Consider the following 14,728-nt stretch of genomic DNA (forward strand, 5'->3'; position numbering starts at 1 on the left):
GATGGCTGCCTCTGAGAAGGGCAGGCCCAGCCTGTTCTGGCCCCTCGCGGCCGTCGTCGTGCCCATCGCTTCGTACCTTGCCAAGCTGACCTTCATCGGCCGGGAGAAGCTGCCCCGTGAGGGCGCCTTCGTGCTGGCGCCGAACCACTACACGGAGTTCGACCCGATCATCGTGGCGCTGGCCGTGTGGCGGCTGCACCGGCTGCCGCGGTTCATGGCCAAGGAGAGCCTGTTCCGCGTGCCCGTGGTCGGCTGGGTGCTGAAGAACACCGGCATGGTGCCGGTCGCCCGCACCTCGTCGGCCTCGGCGGCGAAGCAGACCATGCTGCAGTCGAAGGAGCTCGTCGAGCACGGCCGCGGCGTGATCGTCTACCCCGAGGGCACGCTGACGCGCGACCCGGAGCTGTGGCCGATGCGCGGCAAGACCGGTGCTGTCCGCCTGGCGCTGGCAGGAGACATCCCGCTCATCCCGATGGCGCACTGGGGCGCGCAGGAGATCATGCCGCGGTACGGCAAGAAGATCAGCTTCTGGCCGCCGCGCAAGCGCGTGCAGATCATCATCGGCGATCCGGTCGACCTGTCCGATCTGCGCGGACGGGCGGGGGAGCAGGCGGCCCTCACCGAGGCGACTCGTCGACTCATGGATGCGATCGCGGTGCTGCTCGAAGAGCTCCGCGGAGAGAAGGCCCCGGCGGAGCGCTGGAACCCGGCAGATCACGGCCAGAAGGAGACGGGACGCCTTGACTCCTAAGCGCATCCCCGCCGGCACCGGTCCGCGTGTCGCCGTGATCGGCGCCGGCAGCTGGGGCACGACGTTCGGCAAGATCCTCGCCGACGGCGGCGCCCAGGTCACCATGTGGGCCAGGCGCCCCGAGCTGGCGCACGAGATCGCCGAGGCCAAGCGCAACTCGAAGTACCTGCCCGGCATCAATCTGCCGCGGACGATGGATGCCACGCCCGATCTGGCGAAGGCGCTGGACGGCGCCCAGCAGGTGTATCTGTCTGTGCCGAGTCAGTCCCTGCGCGAGAACCTGAAGGATCTGCGTCCGCTGCTCGAGGGCACCGACATGCCCCTGATCAGCCTGATGAAGGGCGTCGAACGCTCGACGACACTGCGGATGAGCCAGGTGATCGAGCAGGAGCTGCACTGCGACCCTGCGCGCATCGCCGTCGCATCCGGACCCAACCTCGCCCTGGAGATCGCCCGCGAGCAGCCCACTGCCGCCGTGATCGCCTCGCTCAGCGAGGAGACCGCCGACACGGTGGCGCGCACGGCGCGCAACAGCTACTTCCGCTCCTTCGTGAACACCGACGTGATCGGCACGGAGTTCGGCGGCGTGCTGAAGAACCTCATCGCCGTGGCGATCGGCATCGTCGACGGCGTGGGCTACGGCGAGAACACGAAGGCGTCGATCATCACGCGAGGACTGGTCGAGATGACCGACTTCGCGGTCGCGAACGGCGCCCAGCCGAGCACTCTGCAGGGCCTCGCGGGCCTCGGCGACCTGATCGCGACCTGCCAGTCGCCGCTGAGCCGCAACAACACCGCCGGCCGGCTGCTCGGACAGGGCTACAAGTTCCAGGACGTGGTCAAGCAGATGAACCAGACCGCCGAGGGCCTGGCCTCGGTCGCCCCTGTGCTGCAGCTCGCCCACGAGGCGGATGTGCACATGCCCATCGTCGAGCAGGTGAAGATGGTGCTGGACGGGAAGATGGACCCCCGTGACATCGCGCCCCACCTGACGACGGACGACGACACCCCGCAGGGGGAGAGGACCGAACATGGACAAGCAGACGGTGGCGGTGCTCTTCGGCGGGCGTTCCAGCGAGCATTCGATCAGTTCCGCCACGGCGGGCGGGGTGCTGGCGGCGATCGATCGTGACCGCTACCGGGTGATCCCGGTCGGGATCACCCGCGACGGCGCGTTCGTCCTCGAGGACGACGACCCCGCCAAGTTCCAGCTGGATGCCGCGAAGCTTCCCGAGGTCGCCGACAACGGCACCCGCGTGCGCTGGCCGGAGCCGGACGGCGTCCGTACCCTGCGCGTGGTGCGCGCCGATGGCGAGGAGGACGACCTCGGCGAGATCGACGTGGTGCTGCCGCTGCTGCACGGCCTGCACGGTGAGGACGGCGCGATCCAGGGCTTCTTCGACGTGCTCGAGGTGCCCTATGCCGGATGCGGCATCCTGGACTCCGCGGTGAGCCTGGACAAGCACTATACGAAGCTCGCCCTGCGGGCGGCCGGCATCGCCGTCTCACCGGGGATCACGGTGCGCAGCGCGCAGTGGAAGAGCGACCCGGAGAGCGTCCGCGCTGCCATCGCCGAGCTGGGATCCGTGGTGTTCGTGAAGCCCGCGAGCGCCGGTTCGAGCGTGGGCGTCTCGCGCGTCGACGACGGCGACGGTCTCGACGAGGCACTGCGGATCGCGTTCGCCGAGGACGTCAAGGTGCTCGTCGAATCGCGTGTCGCGGGCCGTGAGATCGAGGTCGGCGTGCTGGCCGGCCGTCAGGGAGCGCGCGCGAGGGCCTCGCTGCCCGGAGAGGTCGTGCTGACATCGCGCAGCTTCTACGACTTCGAGGGCAAGTACCTCGGAGGGGAGGGCGTCGAGATCGTCTGCCCCGCCGACGTCGACGCCGAGCTGATCGATCGCCTGCGCGACACCGCGGTGCGCGCCTTCGAGGCGGTGGACGGCAAAGGTCTGGCCCGCGTGGACTTCTTCGTCACCGCCGACGGCGAGCTGGTCGTCAACGAGCTGAACACGATGCCGGGGTTCACGCCGATCTCGATGTTCCCGAAGTGCTGGATCGCGTCTGGCCTGTCCTACGGAGAGCTGATCACCGAACTCGTCGAGAAGGGCCTCGAGCGCTGACCCCGGGTTCCTGAGGCTGCCGAAGGGTTACTCGACGAAGCCTTTCGGCTCGGCATCCGGGGCGATGCACTCGCTGGTCTTCGGGATCGACTGCACGCCGCTGACGATGCCGGTGTTGGCGAGCACTGCGTCGGCGCTGACCTTGGTCGTGTCGACGAACACCTGCACGGCGGGATCCCGCCCGTAGGTGGTCATCCGCATCCACGGCTCCTGCTTCGGGTCGACCAGCCAGTCGATGCCCTCCAGCGTGACGCACTGCAGCTCTGCGGTGGGGCCGGGCACGGCCACGCCGCAGGACAGCAGCACGGTGGTCGGGTCGCCCCAGGCGCCGGTGGCCTGGGCGTCGGTCCAGCGCCGGTCCTGGCCGGCGACGGCGTCGGGAAGGCGTACCGTCACCTCGGCGCAGAGCGGGTTGTTCGCATCCTTCGCGGGCTCGAGCGAGACGGTCTGGGAGCAACCGCTGAGGACGAGGGCCGTGAGCACGCAGGCAGCAGCGGCGAGACGGCGGAGGGGCATGCTTCCAGGCTACCTTTGACTTCATGCCCCCTCGCGCCGCCTCCGACGATCCTCGCCTGGGAGATGTCTCGGAGGGCACCGTCCTCCGCAGCATCCTGTCCCGCACGAAGCCCGCGACGGCGACGATCATCGGCCCCGGTGACGACGCCGCGGTGATCGCCGCTCCGTCGGGCGCTGTCGTGGCCACGACGGACACCCTCGTGCATGGACCCGACTTCCGGCTGGCGTGGTCGAGCGGTTTCGACCTCGGCTGGAAGGCGGCGGCGGTCAACCTGGCGGATGTCGCCGCGATGGGGGCGACGCCGACGGCCCTGCTCGTCGCGCTCGCCGTGCCGCGCGATCTGCGGCTCTCGTTCGTCGAGCAGCTCGCCGACGGCTTCCACGCCGCCTGCGACGCGCTCGCACCGGGGTGCGCGGTCGTCGGTGGCGATCTCACGGTGTCGGATGTCCTGACGATCGCCGTCACCGCGCTGGGCGACCTCGGCGGCGTGCGCGCCGTGACGCGTTCCGGCGCCCGCCCCGGCGACGTCGTCGCGATCGCCGGCGAGATGGGCCTCGCGGCGCAGGGCCTCGGCGTGCTGTTCGGCCGGTTCCGCGACGGGGACACCCCGATTCCGGTGGATGCCGCCGCGCTGACCTCCGAGGAGCGCGCCGCGGTCACCGCGCAGCTGCGGCCGGTGCCGCCGATCGGCCTCGGCCCGGTGGCCGCGGTAGCCGGCGCCACAGCGATGATGGACGTCTCGGACGGCCTCGCCCTCGACGCCGGTCGGATGGCGGACGCCTCTGAGGTGACGATCGCGCTGGATCGCGCCGCGCTCGGCATCCATCCGCGGCGGGCGCTGGCCGGCGGAGAGGACCATGCCCTGCTCGCCACGTTCCCGGGCGATGCGCTGCCGCCCGGATTCCGCAGGATCGGCCGGGTCATCGCCCGCACCGAGCATCCGGTGCTCCACGACGGCGAGCCGGTCGGCCCGCTCGGCTGGGACCCCTACCGCGACTGGGACGGCCACGCCGGCAGCTGAGCTGCAGTCGGGCATCGCGCTGCCGTTCTCTGCTCGCGCTGTCCTTTCCTGCTCAGCCGTGAACTCGCGCGCCACTTCTCCGCCGGCGCTGCGCGTATTCACGCCGCGTGAGCAGAGAAGTGCCGCGCGCGCCGGATCGTGTCCCTAGTTCACGCGGGCTGAGCGGGCTCCGCCCACCACACCCGGGTGTCGCCGTAGGTCTTCTCGCGCACCAGCGTCAGCCCTGCCGCATCCAGTTCCGGCGGGGTGGAGCGCTTCGCGCGCTCGATCACGACGATCGCGTCGGGCGAGAGCCGCGGCGCGAGAGCGGCGAGATCGGCGGTCATGGCCGCATCGTCGAGGTCGTAGGGCGGATCGGTGAAGACCAGATCGAAGACCCCGGAGGTGCGCTGCAGGAAGCCGTGCACGGCGCTCTCGTGCACGCGGGCGTCCGCGACACGGGCGCCGAGCGCCTTCGAGACCGTCGCGACGTTGCGTCGCACGATCCCCGCCGCTGGGTGCGACTTCTCGACGAGGTCGACGGATGCCGCGCCGCGGCTCCAGGCCTCCAGGCCCAGCGCGCCGCTGCCGGCGTACAGGTCGAGCACATGCGCACCGTCGATGACGCCCATCGACTCCAGCGCGCCGAACAGCGACTCGCGCACCCGGTCGCTGGTGGGCCTCGTCCCGGCGGAGGGGACGTCCAGTCGCAGACCTCGGGCGGCCCCGGCGATGATCCTCGTCACCCGTTCACGATACGACACGTGACGTCGTCGGCCTTCTCTAGACTCGTGAGCATGCCGTCCACGCTGGAAACGCCCCTCGACGTCGCGCTCGGCGGTGCGTCCGCGAAGGCGCTCGACAAGGCGTTCGGGCTGAAGAGCGTCGGTGATCTGATGGCGCATTATCCGCGCCGGTACGCCGACCGCGGTGAGCTGACGCCGATCCTCGATCTGCCGATCGGTGAGACCGTCACGATCGTGGCCGAGGTGCTCTCGTCGGGCATCCGACGCATGCGCAACCGGCAGGGAGCGATGCTCGAGGTGACGATCGGCGACGGGATCGGTCGGATGTCGCTGACCTTCTTCGGAAAAGGCGAAGGGCAGCTGGAATGGCGGCGGCAGCAGCTGCTGCCCGGTCGCCGCGGGGTCTTCTCCGGCAAGGTCGGCGAATACCGCGACAGCCTGCAGTTCTCGCATCCCGAGTACCAGATGTTCGACGACGAGGACGAGGCGCGGAAGCAGGCGGATGCGCGAGTCACGACGCCGATCCCGATCTACCCCGCTACCGCTGCGCTGGCGAGCTTCAAGATCGCGGAGTTCGTCGGTCGCGTACTCGACGACCTCGGTCCGATCCCCGACCCACTGCCGGAGCAGTTGCGTGTGCAGGAGGGACTGCTCGATGCGCGCACCGCGCTGGAGAACGTGCACCGGCCGCCCACCCGCAACGACATCGATCCCGCAGTGCGCACGCTGCGCATGCACGAGGCGCTGACCCTGCAGACCGCGCTGCTGCAGCAGCGCGCCGCGGTGCGCGAGCTCAGAGCCACGCCGCGGCCGGCGCAGCCGGGCGGGCTGCTGGAGCGGTTCGACGCGAACCTGCCGTTCACGCTCACTCCCGATCAGCAGGATGTCGGGGCACAGGTCCAGCAGGATCTCGTCGCGCCGTGGCCGATGAACCGGCTCGTGCAGGGCGAGGTCGGCTCGGGCAAGACGCTGGTCGCGCTGCGGGCGATGCTGCAGGTGGCAGAGTCGGGCGGCCAGGCCGCGCTGATCGCGCCGACCGAGGTGCTCGCCGGCCAGCATCTGCGCTCGATCACGAAGATGCTCGGCCCCGAACTCGCGCCGCTGCTGATGCCGACGCTGCTGACCGGGCAGATGTCCGCGCCGCTGCGGCGGAAGGCGGCCCTGCGGGTGGCATCCGGGCAGGCGCTCATCGTCGTCGGCACGCACGCACTGCTGTCCGAGAAGACCACGTTCGCCGACCTGGGTCTCGTCGTCGTCGACGAGCAGCACCGGTTCGGCGTCGAGCAGCGTGAGACGCTGCGCGCGAAGGGATCCAGCCCGCACGCGCTGGTCCTCACCGCCACGCCGATCCCGCGCACGGTCGCGATGACCGTGTTCGGCGACCTCGACACCTCTGTGATCCGCACCATGCCCACCGGACGTGCCGGGATCCAGACCTTCGTCGCACCTCTCGCCGAGCATCCGGGCTGGTGGCAGCGGGTGTGGCAGCGCTCGGCCGAGGAGATCGCGCAGGGCCGCCAGGTGTTCGCGGTGTGCGCGGCGATCGACACCACGAAGGACACAGCGGAGGCGGATGCCGCCAGCACGCTGTTCGACTCCACGGCGACGGGGCCGCGGTGGGGCGTCGTTCAGTTGGAGGAGGCGCTGTCCACGCACCCGGAGCTGGGCGGCGTGCGCCGCGCGGTGCTGCACGGCAAGATGCCGTCAGACGAGAAGGACGCCATCATGCAGGCGTTCGCGCGCGGCGACATCGATCTGCTGATCGCGACCACCGTCATCGAGGTCGGGGTCGACGTGCCGAACGCGTCGACTATGGTCATCCTCGACGCGGACCGGTTCGGCGTCTCGCAGCTGCACCAGCTGCGCGGCCGTGTCGGCAGAGGCGGCGTGCCAGGACTGTGCCTGCTGGTCACCGAGGCGGAAGAGGGATCGGTCGCGCGGGAGCGCGTGGACGCCGTGGCGGGGACGCTCGACGGCTTCGCCCTCGCCGAGGTCGACCTCGAGCTGCGCGGCGAGGGCGATGTACTCGGCTCGTCGCAATCCGGCGTGAAGTCGTCGCTGCGGCTGCTTCGCGTGGTCAAGGACTCCGGACTCATCGGTCGCGCGCGCGAGATGGCGGAGGCGATCCTGGCGGATGATCCGGCGCTCGAACACCATCCGGGGCTGCGCGACACCATCGCGCGCCGGGTGACGGAAGAGGACAGGGCTGCTCTCAGTAAGAACTAGGCTGACGTGTATGCCTGTACTGAGCGAGCGGAGCGAGACGAAGTGCGCCGTGCTGAGCGAGCGGAGCGAGACGAAGTGCGCCGTGCTGAGCGAGCGGAGCGAGACGAAGTGAACAGCAGGATCGCCGTCGTACCCGGTTCCTTCGACCCGCCGACACTCGGACATCTCGATGTGATCCGGCGTGCGGCGCGGTTGTACGACGAACTGCACGTGCTCGTGGTGCACAACCCGGGCAAGGAGGCGATGCTGCCGATCGCGCAGCGCATGTCGCTGCTCGAGCAGTCCATCGCTGACGCCGGTGTCGAGGGCAGCATCATCGTCGGTTCGTGGAGCATGGGACTTCTGGTCGACTACGCCCGCGACGTGAACGCAGGCGTGCTGGTCAAGGGCATCCGCTCGCAGGTGGATGTGGCCTACGAGTCGCCGATGGCGATCGTCAACCGGCACCTGGCCGACATCGAGACCGTCTTCCTGCTGCCCGACCCGGCTCACGCGATGGTGTCGAGCTCGCTGGTGCGTCAGGTCGCGTCGTTGGGAGGCGACGTGTCGCCCTTCGTGCCGCCGTCGGTGGCGGCCTTCCTCGACACCGGGGCGCGCGGCATCTGAGTCGCTCGGCCCGCGACCAGCTGGTACCGGGTAGCATGGCTGAGTGAAATCCCGACTGAACGGTCCTTTCGTCCTGCCCGTGCGCGACATCTCACGTCGCCCGGGGGAGATGCGCGAGCACGCGTTCGAGGTGACCCTGGCGGAGCGCTGGGGCGAGGGGATCGTGTCGGTCGAGGCCGGCGAGATCGTCGACCTCGACGTGCGTCTGGAGTCCGTGCACGAGGGCATTCTGGTGTCCGGAACAGCGGACGCCGAGTACTCCGGCGTGTGCGGACGATGCCTTACTGACATCGCCGCGCCTGTCGAAGTCGAGTTCCAGGAGCTTTTCGCGTATCCTGGAGAGGAAGAAACTGACTTCGAGGTTCAAGACGACCACGTGGATCTTGAAACTCTGGTCAGGGATGCGGTCGTATTGTCGCTTCCCTTCCAGCCGGTGTGTCAGCCGGACTGCCCGGGTCTCGACCCGAACACGGGTGAGAGGCTGACCGCGAGCACCGGCGCAGAGAGCACCGCTCCCATCGATCCTCGGTGGAGCGCGCTCCAGCAGATCACAGACCAGGACGGTGCGGCAGAGAGCCGGGCCGCCGAGAAAGAAGAGAGCTAGTCATGGCCGGTAACCCCCCGAAGCGCAAGGTCTCCCGTTCGAACACCCGCTCGCGCCGCGCGCAGTGGAAGGCGACGCCCACCGCTCTGGTGAAGACCGTCGAGAACGGCAAGACCGTCTACAGCCGCCCGCACCAGGCGAAGGTCGTCACCGACTCGCAGGGCACCGAGCTGTTCATGGAGTACAAGGGCCGCAAGGTCGCTGACGTCTGATCGCGATCGGCTGATCGTGACCGAGGTGGCGCGGGGGACGGCGCCTCTGAGTGAGACGCTGGGGGTCGATATCGACCCCCAGCTCCTCACACGTGCCCTCACACATCGCTCCTACGCGTACGAGCACGGTGGTTCCCCGCACAACGAGCGCCTCGAGTTCCTCGGCGACTCGGTGCTGGGACTGGCCGTCACCGTGATGCTGTTCACCACGCATCCAGAGCTCGACGAAGGAGAACTGGCGAAGCGTCGCGCGAGCGTCGTCTCGACCGTCGCCCTCGCCGAGGTCGCCCGTGGCATCGGGCTGGGCGAGCACCTGCTGCTCGGCCGCGGTGAGGAGCAGACCGGCGGACGCGACAAGGACTCGATCCTCGCCGACACCATGGAAGCCGTGATCGGGGCGACGTACATCTCCGCCGGTCCTGATGCGGCCACCGCCCTCGTGCTGCGGCTCACCGAGCCACTCCTCGCCGACCCTGAGCGGTATGGCGCCGCGATGGATCCGAAGACCAGCCTTCAGGAGCTCGCCGCCCGTCTGGGAGCGACCCCGCCGAGCTACTCGGTGAAGGCGACGGGCCCTGACCACGACCGGCGCTTCACCGCGACCGTGCTCGTCGGAGACCTCGCCCAGACCGGTGAGGGCACCAGCAAGAAGACGGCCGAGATGGCTGCCGCGCTCAGCGCCTGGCGGCTGCTCAGCGACCGTGCCTGAGCACGTCGATGCCTGAACTGCCCGAGGTCGAGGTCGTTCGCGCCGGCCTGGCGCCGGCGGTGGTCGGGGCGACCGTGACGTCGGTCTCGGTGCTCGACGAGCGGGCGCTGACGCGGCACGCCGCAGGTGCGGCGGACTTCGTCGCGCAGCTCGAGGGAGCTGACGTCGTGGCTGCAGTGCGCCGGGGCAAGTTCCTCTGGCTCCCTCTCACCGATCGCCACGAGGCGCTGGTCGCGCATCTCGGCATGAGCGGGCAGATGCTGCTGCGCGAGCCGGACGCCGCGCCCGAGCGGCACGAGCGCATCCGGCTGCACATCGAGCATCCTGCGCATGGACGGCTCGCGGTCGTGTTCTCCGATCAGCGAACCTTCGGATCGCTGGCGGTCGACGATCTGCTTCAGACTCCGGACGGTCGCGCGGCGGGACTCGGCAGCGACCTCGCGCTGGTGCCGTCGCAGGTGTCCCACATCGCGCGCGACGCTCTCGACCCCGCCTTCGACGATGCCGCGTTCATCGCGGCCGCCCGTCGTCGGTCGAGCGCGATCAAGCGCATCCTTCTCGATCAGAACCTGATCAGCGGCATCGGTAACATCTACGCCGACGAGTCGCTCTGGGCGGCGCGCATCCACCCGGAGACAGTGGGCCGTGCCCTGTCGGTGCAGGCATTGCGCCGTCTGCTCGCGGAGGTGCGGCTCGTGCTCGAGAAGGCCCTCGCCGAGGGCGGGACGAGCTTCGATGCCCAGTACGTGAACGTGAACGGTCAGGCCGGTTATTTCGCGCACTCCCTCAACGCGTACGGGCGCGGGGGAGAGGCCTGTCCGCGCTGCGGTGGACCGATCCGCCGTGACGCGTTCATGAACCGATCGAGTCACTTCTGTCCGAGGTGTCAGCGCCGACGCTGAGGAACCGGGCCGGCGCGCCAGGTGTGCAGCCCTCGGGTGGCTCACGCTGCGAGTGCGAAGGACTTCGCCAGCAGCGGGCGGGTCACTCGCGTCGCCGCCCACACCGTGAGGATCCCGATCGCGAGCACGCCCGCGATGGTCACGAGCGAGAGCGGAGCGATGATCAGCGTGATCCCCAGCAGCGGGAGGATCATGATCGCCGCGCACAGCGCGGAGCCGATCGCGGTGACCATCAGCGGTGACATGATCGCGCGCGTGCGCGCGGCATCCACCGTCTCCATCGGCACACCGAGACGGTGCAGGCTCGCGTGCAGGTCGCGCTGATCGGCGATGGCGGATGCCTGGTTCACGCCCACCGAGGCGGCGACCATGAGGAACGAGCCGATGAGGGTGATGATCAGGCCGGTGCGCATGTCGGTCACCAGCGCGAGATCCTGCGCTCGGGCGTCGTCGGTGCCCATCACGTCCATCAGGGCCACGCCGGTACCGGCGAACACAGCCATGAAGCTCGCCATAGCGATGCCGCTGACCTGTCGCCAGGCGGCCTTCGGCGCGTCCAGCACCATGCGCGCCGACAGCATCCGCTCGGGTGTCTCCGCCCTGCGCAGTTGGCGCCGGGCGCGCACTCCCAGCACCCACGGGCCGATGAGGTTCAGGACGGCGAGCACGACGCCGAAGACAGCGGCGAGGCCTGCGATGAGGTACACCGCTCCCGCAATCATCGGGAGGAGTTTGACGGCGGCGAAACCGGCGGCGACCACCAGCACGACGGCGACGGCTCGAACGGCTCCGAGGCGAGGAGCATCGGCGCGCATCCGCACGCCGAGCGGCGAGATGTTCACTCGGCGCAGGCCGACCACCGCGCTGAGCACGGCGAGCAGGATCACGCCGCCGAAGACGGCGAGGATCTGCCAGGCGGGCAGGATCACCGCGAGCACGCCGAGCGGCGCGCCGCGGAAGGGGATCAGCCCGATCAGGGGAGTGAGCGCGAAATAGAGCAGGATGCCGCCGATCGCACCGATCGCGGCGATCAGCGCGGACTCGACCACCGTGGCGAACGAGACACCTGCGGGAGTCACGCCGAGCAGTCGCAGCGTCGAAAGACGCTCGTCGCGCCGTCGGGCGGACAGCCGTGCGGCGGCACCGCCGAGTGTCATCAGCGGTACGACGAGCAGCACCACGGCGATCGCGGCGAGACCCTGGTAGATGAAGCCGTAGTCGTCGTCCCAGGTCCAGAACGACTGGGCACCGCCCAGCACCGTGAGCACGAGCGTCGTGACGATGCCGAACGCGACCGCGGGGATTGCGATCACGCCCAGCGAACCGGGGGCGGGACGCAGGAGCATCCGCAGCACGCCGACGTTCATGCCGACACCTCCGCGGGAACGATCACACCGTCGCGCATCGAGACCGTACGGGAGCATCGAGCCGCGACGCCGGGGTCGTGGGTGACCACGACCAGGGTGCGCCCCTGGCCGGTGGTCGACCAGAGCAGGGCGTCCATCACCTCGGACGAGGTCCGGGAGTCGAGCGCGCCGGTGGGCTCGTCGGCGAAGATCAGCTCGGCTCCGGTCACCTGGGAACGGGCGATGGCGACGCGCTGGGCCTGCCCGCCGGAGAGCTCGCCGATGCGACGGTCCTCCATGCCGGTCAGTCCTAGCGACTGCAGCCAGGCGGCGGCGTGCGGCAGTGCATCGGAGCGCTTCATGCCGTTGATCATTAGCGCGAGCGCGACGTTCTCGATGGCGGTGAGCTCGGGAATCAGCAGCCCCTGCTGAAAGACGAACCCGAACCGCTCGCGCCGCAGCTTGGAGCGGGCCGACTCGCCGAGTGCGGTCACGTCGATCACCTCGCCGGAGGAGGGGGTGAACCGTACCGTGCCGCTGTCCGGCGTGATGATCCCGGCGAGCGTGTGCAGCAGCGTGGTCTTGCCGGATCCGGATGCGCCCATGATCGCCACGGACTCGCCGCGCTGGACGGCGAGATCGACGCCGGCGAGGGCGCGGGTGGGGCCGTAGGACTTCTGAAGGGCACTGGCGTGCAGGATCGGTGCGGTCATGATTCCAGCATCCGCGGATCGGACGTCGGAATCGTCGGCCCAGCGGATGATCCGCGCGAAGCGGGATCATCCGCTGGGATGACCGGTCGTCAGCCCAGCTTCTTCTGCCAGGCCCCGGCGTACGCGACGGGGACGAAGCCGATCGCCTCGTTGATGTCGAGCATCGGCCGGTTCTCCTCGACGTTGAAGGTCGTGATCCTCGGCGACAGCGGTGCGACATCCCGCCAGTGCAGGATGTTCGCGCACTTCACCACCATGCCCAGGCGGTGACCGCGGTGCTCCTTGAGGACGAGCGTGTTGTACTGGTGCGTCGGCTCGCTTCGATCGGCTCCGACGACGAGCTCGTTGAACGCCGCCAGCTGCCCGGTCGGTTCATGGACGACGGCCGCGACCGACAGGGTCTGCTCGCTGTCGATGATCTTCTGCTCGCGGCGTGTGACGCGGGCGGCGTCCCAGACCTCCTCGTCGATCTCCATCGCACCGGAAGGCGCGTCCGTGGACATCCGGGACAGGGCCCAGGCATATCCGTCGCGCAGTTCCGGCGGCGTCGGGATCGTCCACTGCACGAGGCGGTAGTCAGCCCCGGCGGCGACCAGCGCCTCGTCGAGCGCGCGCTGCACGCCGTCCATCGGACCGGTCAGGTCGAAGGCGCTGTTGCGCTCCACCTGCTCGAGGACGAAACCGTTCGCCAGGAACAGCTCCGTCTGCGGGGACTGCTCGATCGCGCCCCACCCCGTCGCGGGCGTGAGGGTCGGTCCGGAGGGGGTGCCGTGGTGCAGCGTCCACGCCTGCATGACGCTTCGACCCAGCGCCCTGGTCTCCTCCTCGGCGCGCGCGAGCAGGGCGTCCTCGATGCCGCGCCCGCGGTCGGCACGCAGCACCATCAGGTCGAAGTCGGTGCTCGTCGGTTCGGCGAGGGCGTGATTGAAGATGCATGCGCCGACGATCCTGGAACCCTCTCGGACGATGAACACCCGGTGCACGGTGTCGGCGTCGTCGCGCAGATCGGCGAGCAGTTCGACGGCGGTGTAGTCGAGATCCGTCGTGCCCGCGTCCTCACGGCAGATCGCATTGTTCAGCTCGGTCAGAGCGATGAGGTCTGCCGCGTCGGGTCCCTCGGCGGATGCCGGCAGGGCGAGCAGTTCGATGGCGAGCGTGGTGCTCATGAGAGTTCCTTCTTCCAGGCGCCCTCGTAGGTGAAGGCGGTGAACCCGAGATCCTCGTTGATCGAGAGCATCGGGCGGTTCTGTTCGGAGTTGTAGGCGATGACCCGGGGCGAGTTCGGGTAGCGCTCCCGCCAGGCCAGCAGGCCCTCGGTCTTCACGAGCATGCCCAGGCGGTGTCCGCGATGGCCTGCGAGCACGAGGGTGTCGTACTGGTGCGTGGTGCCCGAGGCATCCGGACCTATCGCCAGCTCGTTGAACGCGCTCAGTTCACCGGTCTCGATGTGCTGCGCGGCGGTGACGAACTGGTGGTAGCCACGGGCTGCGGTGCGCTCGTCCTGCTGCGCGACCCGCGCGGCATCCCAGGTCTCCTCGGGTAGCCCGAGGTCGCCCTCGGGGACATCGGTGGACATGCGCGACTTCATCCATGCATAGCCGTCGACGTACTCGGCCGGGGTGGGCAGCATCCACTGCACGATCCGGTAGGCGGAAGCGTGCCGGGCCGCGTCGGTGCGCCGCGACTCCAGTACGGCTGCGGTGTCGTCGTTCCACACCAGTTCGCTGGCGCGCTCCACGGTCTCGAGTGTGTACCCGTTGCGGATGAGGAATCGTGCCGCGCGGTCGGCGGGAACAGAGCCGAAGCCGGTGGGCGAGGGGATCGGGTCGAGGTCGGATCCGTCATCGCGGTGCTCGGCGAAGTGCACGAGCTTGCGCACGCCTGCGTCGCGCGCGACGGACTCGAGGTGGTCGTAGGCGGCCCGGCCGATCCCCTCGTCCTGCGCGTCCCCCAGGAGCGCGACGATGACGAAGGCGGTGCGGCCGCCGTCGTCCTGCAGGATGTCGAGTGCGCAGCATCCGACGATCCGGCCGTCCTGCTCGACGTACCATTGGCGCCGCGTCCGGTCGGGGGTGCTGTAGAGCATCGGCAGCAACGACTCCGCGCTGAGCGCGTCGTCATCGCGACCGGTGCTTTCGAGGATGCTGCGGTTCCGCACCTCCGCGTACTCGCGGATCAGCGGGGTGGGCCCCGCGTCCGCCCGTTCGGGAAGAACGAGCGGACGCAGGGTCGCGCCGGCGGGGAGCGCGTGCACAGGGGGAGTGGCGGTCATGATG

Annotated in this window: 16 protein-coding genes; 10 read left to right on the forward strand and 6 right to left on the reverse strand. The window is 69.6% G+C overall.

The annotated features are described in order from the left end of the window. Position 1 precedes the first annotated feature (1 nt). The 3 genes from GON06_RS09095 to GON06_RS09105 are packed head-to-tail and all read left to right on the forward strand — an operon-like array spanning position 2 to position 2,871. Positions 2–751, forward strand: coding sequence for a lysophospholipid acyltransferase family protein (locus GON06_RS09095; RefSeq protein WP_157311984.1), 750 nt, complete (start codon positions 2–4; stop codon positions 749–751). Then, positions 741–1,883 carry an NAD(P)H-dependent glycerol-3-phosphate dehydrogenase gene (locus GON06_RS09100; RefSeq protein WP_232528372.1) on the forward strand — a complete coding sequence of 381 codons (1,143 nt, stop codon included), beginning with the start codon at positions 741–743 and terminating at the stop codon, positions 1,881–1,883. The genes GON06_RS09095 and GON06_RS09100 overlap by 11 nt, the downstream gene beginning before the upstream one ends. Beyond that, a complete protein-coding gene (locus GON06_RS09105) occupies positions 1,783–2,871 on the forward strand; it encodes a D-alanine--D-alanine ligase family protein (RefSeq protein ID WP_157311986.1) in 1,089 nt (362 codons plus the stop codon). The genes GON06_RS09100 and GON06_RS09105 overlap by 101 nt, the downstream gene beginning before the upstream one ends. A gap of 27 nt (positions 2,872–2,898) precedes the next feature. Here the strand turns inward: GON06_RS09105 and GON06_RS09110 are convergent, their stop codons facing one another. Further along, positions 2,899–3,387 (reverse strand): DUF3515 family protein, encoded by a 489-nt coding sequence (locus GON06_RS09110; protein ID WP_157311987.1) that lies wholly within the window; start codon positions 3,385–3,387, stop codon positions 2,899–2,901. Between the two features lie 23 nt (positions 3,388–3,410). On the opposite strand from GON06_RS09110, the gene thiL reads away from it, so the two are divergent. Continuing rightward, positions 3,411–4,409, forward strand: coding sequence for a thiamine-phosphate kinase (thiL, locus tag GON06_RS09115; RefSeq protein ID WP_157311988.1), 999 nt, complete (start codon positions 3,411–3,413; stop codon positions 4,407–4,409). Positions 4,410–4,558: 149 nt separating this feature from the next. Here the strand turns inward: thiL and rsmD are convergent, their stop codons facing one another. Further along, complete coding sequence (rsmD, locus tag GON06_RS09120; protein WP_332837326.1) at positions 4,559–5,134, reverse strand: 16S rRNA (guanine(966)-N(2))-methyltransferase RsmD; 576 nt, start codon at positions 5,132–5,134, stop codon at positions 4,559–4,561. A gap of 51 nt (positions 5,135–5,185) precedes the next feature. On the opposite strand from rsmD, the gene GON06_RS09125 reads away from it, so the two are divergent. The 6 genes from GON06_RS09125 (at position 5,186) to mutM (ending at position 10,393) form a co-directional block, all read left to right on the forward strand. Beyond that, entirely contained in the window at positions 5,186–7,360 is a 2,175-nt protein-coding gene (locus GON06_RS09125; protein WP_157311990.1) for an ATP-dependent DNA helicase RecG, read from the forward strand. A gap of 108 nt (positions 7,361–7,468) precedes the next feature. After that, the gene (coaD, locus tag GON06_RS09130; protein ID WP_332837327.1) at positions 7,469–7,966 is read left to right on the forward strand and encodes a pantetheine-phosphate adenylyltransferase; all 498 of its coding nucleotides are present in this window, start codon (positions 7,469–7,471) and stop codon (positions 7,964–7,966) included. Between the two features lie 55 nt (positions 7,967–8,021). Then, positions 8,022–8,570: a YceD family protein gene (locus tag GON06_RS09135; RefSeq protein WP_157312216.1), complete on the forward strand. Its 549-nt coding sequence runs from the start codon at positions 8,022–8,024 to the stop codon at positions 8,568–8,570. A gap of 2 nt (positions 8,571–8,572) precedes the next feature. Next, positions 8,573–8,782 carry a 50S ribosomal protein L32 gene (gene rpmF, locus GON06_RS09140; protein WP_157311991.1) on the forward strand — a complete coding sequence of 70 codons (210 nt, stop codon included), beginning with the start codon at positions 8,573–8,575 and terminating at the stop codon, positions 8,780–8,782. Between the two features lie 13 nt (positions 8,783–8,795). Beyond that, positions 8,796–9,491, forward strand: coding sequence for a ribonuclease III (rnc, locus tag GON06_RS09145; protein ID WP_332837391.1), 696 nt, complete (start codon positions 8,796–8,798; stop codon positions 9,489–9,491). 8 nt (positions 9,492–9,499) lie between these two features. Then, entirely contained in the window at positions 9,500–10,393 is an 894-nt protein-coding gene (gene mutM / locus GON06_RS09150) for a bifunctional DNA-formamidopyrimidine glycosylase/DNA-(apurinic or apyrimidinic site) lyase (protein WP_157311992.1), read from the forward strand. Positions 10,394–10,434: 41 nt separating this feature from the next. Here mutM and GON06_RS09155 read toward each other — a convergent pair whose 3' ends face one another. From GON06_RS09155 to GON06_RS09170, 4 genes are all read right to left on the reverse strand, one after another. Beyond that, positions 10,435–11,760, reverse strand: a complete 1,326-nt coding sequence (locus GON06_RS09155; RefSeq protein ID WP_157311993.1) for an FtsX-like permease family protein — start codon at positions 11,758–11,760, stop codon at positions 10,435–10,437. Further along, entirely contained in the window at positions 11,757–12,452 is a 696-nt protein-coding gene (locus GON06_RS09160) for an ABC transporter ATP-binding protein (RefSeq protein WP_157311994.1), read from the reverse strand. Before GON06_RS09160 ends, GON06_RS09155 begins: the two co-directional genes overlap by 4 nt. Before the next feature lie 89 nt (positions 12,453–12,541). After that, the gene (locus tag GON06_RS09165) at positions 12,542–13,618 is read right to left on the reverse strand and encodes a GNAT family N-acetyltransferase (protein WP_157311995.1); all 1,077 of its coding nucleotides are present in this window, start codon (positions 13,616–13,618) and stop codon (positions 12,542–12,544) included. Beyond that, entirely contained in the window at positions 13,615–14,724 is a 1,110-nt protein-coding gene (locus tag GON06_RS09170) for a GNAT family N-acetyltransferase (protein ID WP_157311996.1), read from the reverse strand. Before GON06_RS09170 ends, GON06_RS09165 begins: the two co-directional genes overlap by 4 nt. Positions 14,725–14,728: the final 4 nt, after the last annotated feature.

The sequence above is a fragment of the Microbacterium sp. MAH-37 genome, from assembly GCF_009758255.1.
Taxonomy (GTDB): Bacteria; Actinomycetota; Actinomycetes; order Actinomycetales; family Microbacteriaceae; genus Microbacterium.

Bases quoted from the DNA above. Each gene is read 5' to 3' on its own strand.
- thiL (WP_157311988.1), top strand. From the start codon at position 3,411: ATGCCCCCTCGCGCCGCCTCCGACGATCCTCGCCTGGGAGATGTCTCG.
- GON06_RS09170 (WP_157311996.1), bottom strand. From the start codon at position 14,724: ATGACCGCCACTCCCCCTGTGCACGCGCTCCCCGCCGGCGCGACCCTG.
- GON06_RS09095 (WP_157311984.1), top strand. From the start codon at position 2: ATGGCTGCCTCTGAGAAGGGCAGGCCCAGCCTGTTCTGGCCCCTCGCG.
- GON06_RS09125 (WP_157311990.1), top strand. From the start codon at position 5,186: ATGCCGTCCACGCTGGAAACGCCCCTCGACGTCGCGCTCGGCGGTGCG.
- GON06_RS09105 (WP_157311986.1), top strand. From the start codon at position 1,783: ATGGACAAGCAGACGGTGGCGGTGCTCTTCGGCGGGCGTTCCAGCGAG.
- GON06_RS09165 (WP_157311995.1), bottom strand. From the start codon at position 13,618: ATGAGCACCACGCTCGCCATCGAACTGCTCGCCCTGCCGGCATCCGCC.
- GON06_RS09160 (WP_157311994.1), bottom strand. From the start codon at position 12,452: ATGACCGCACCGATCCTGCACGCCAGTGCCCTTCAGAAGTCCTACGGC.
- mutM (WP_157311992.1), top strand. From the start codon at position 9,500: ATGCCTGAACTGCCCGAGGTCGAGGTCGTTCGCGCCGGCCTGGCGCCG.
- rpmF (WP_157311991.1), top strand. From the start codon at position 8,573: ATGGCCGGTAACCCCCCGAAGCGCAAGGTCTCCCGTTCGAACACCCGC.
- GON06_RS09110 (WP_157311987.1), bottom strand. From the start codon at position 3,387: ATGCCCCTCCGCCGTCTCGCCGCTGCTGCCTGCGTGCTCACGGCCCTC.
- GON06_RS09155 (WP_157311993.1), bottom strand. From the start codon at position 11,760: ATGAACGTCGGCGTGCTGCGGATGCTCCTGCGTCCCGCCCCCGGTTCG.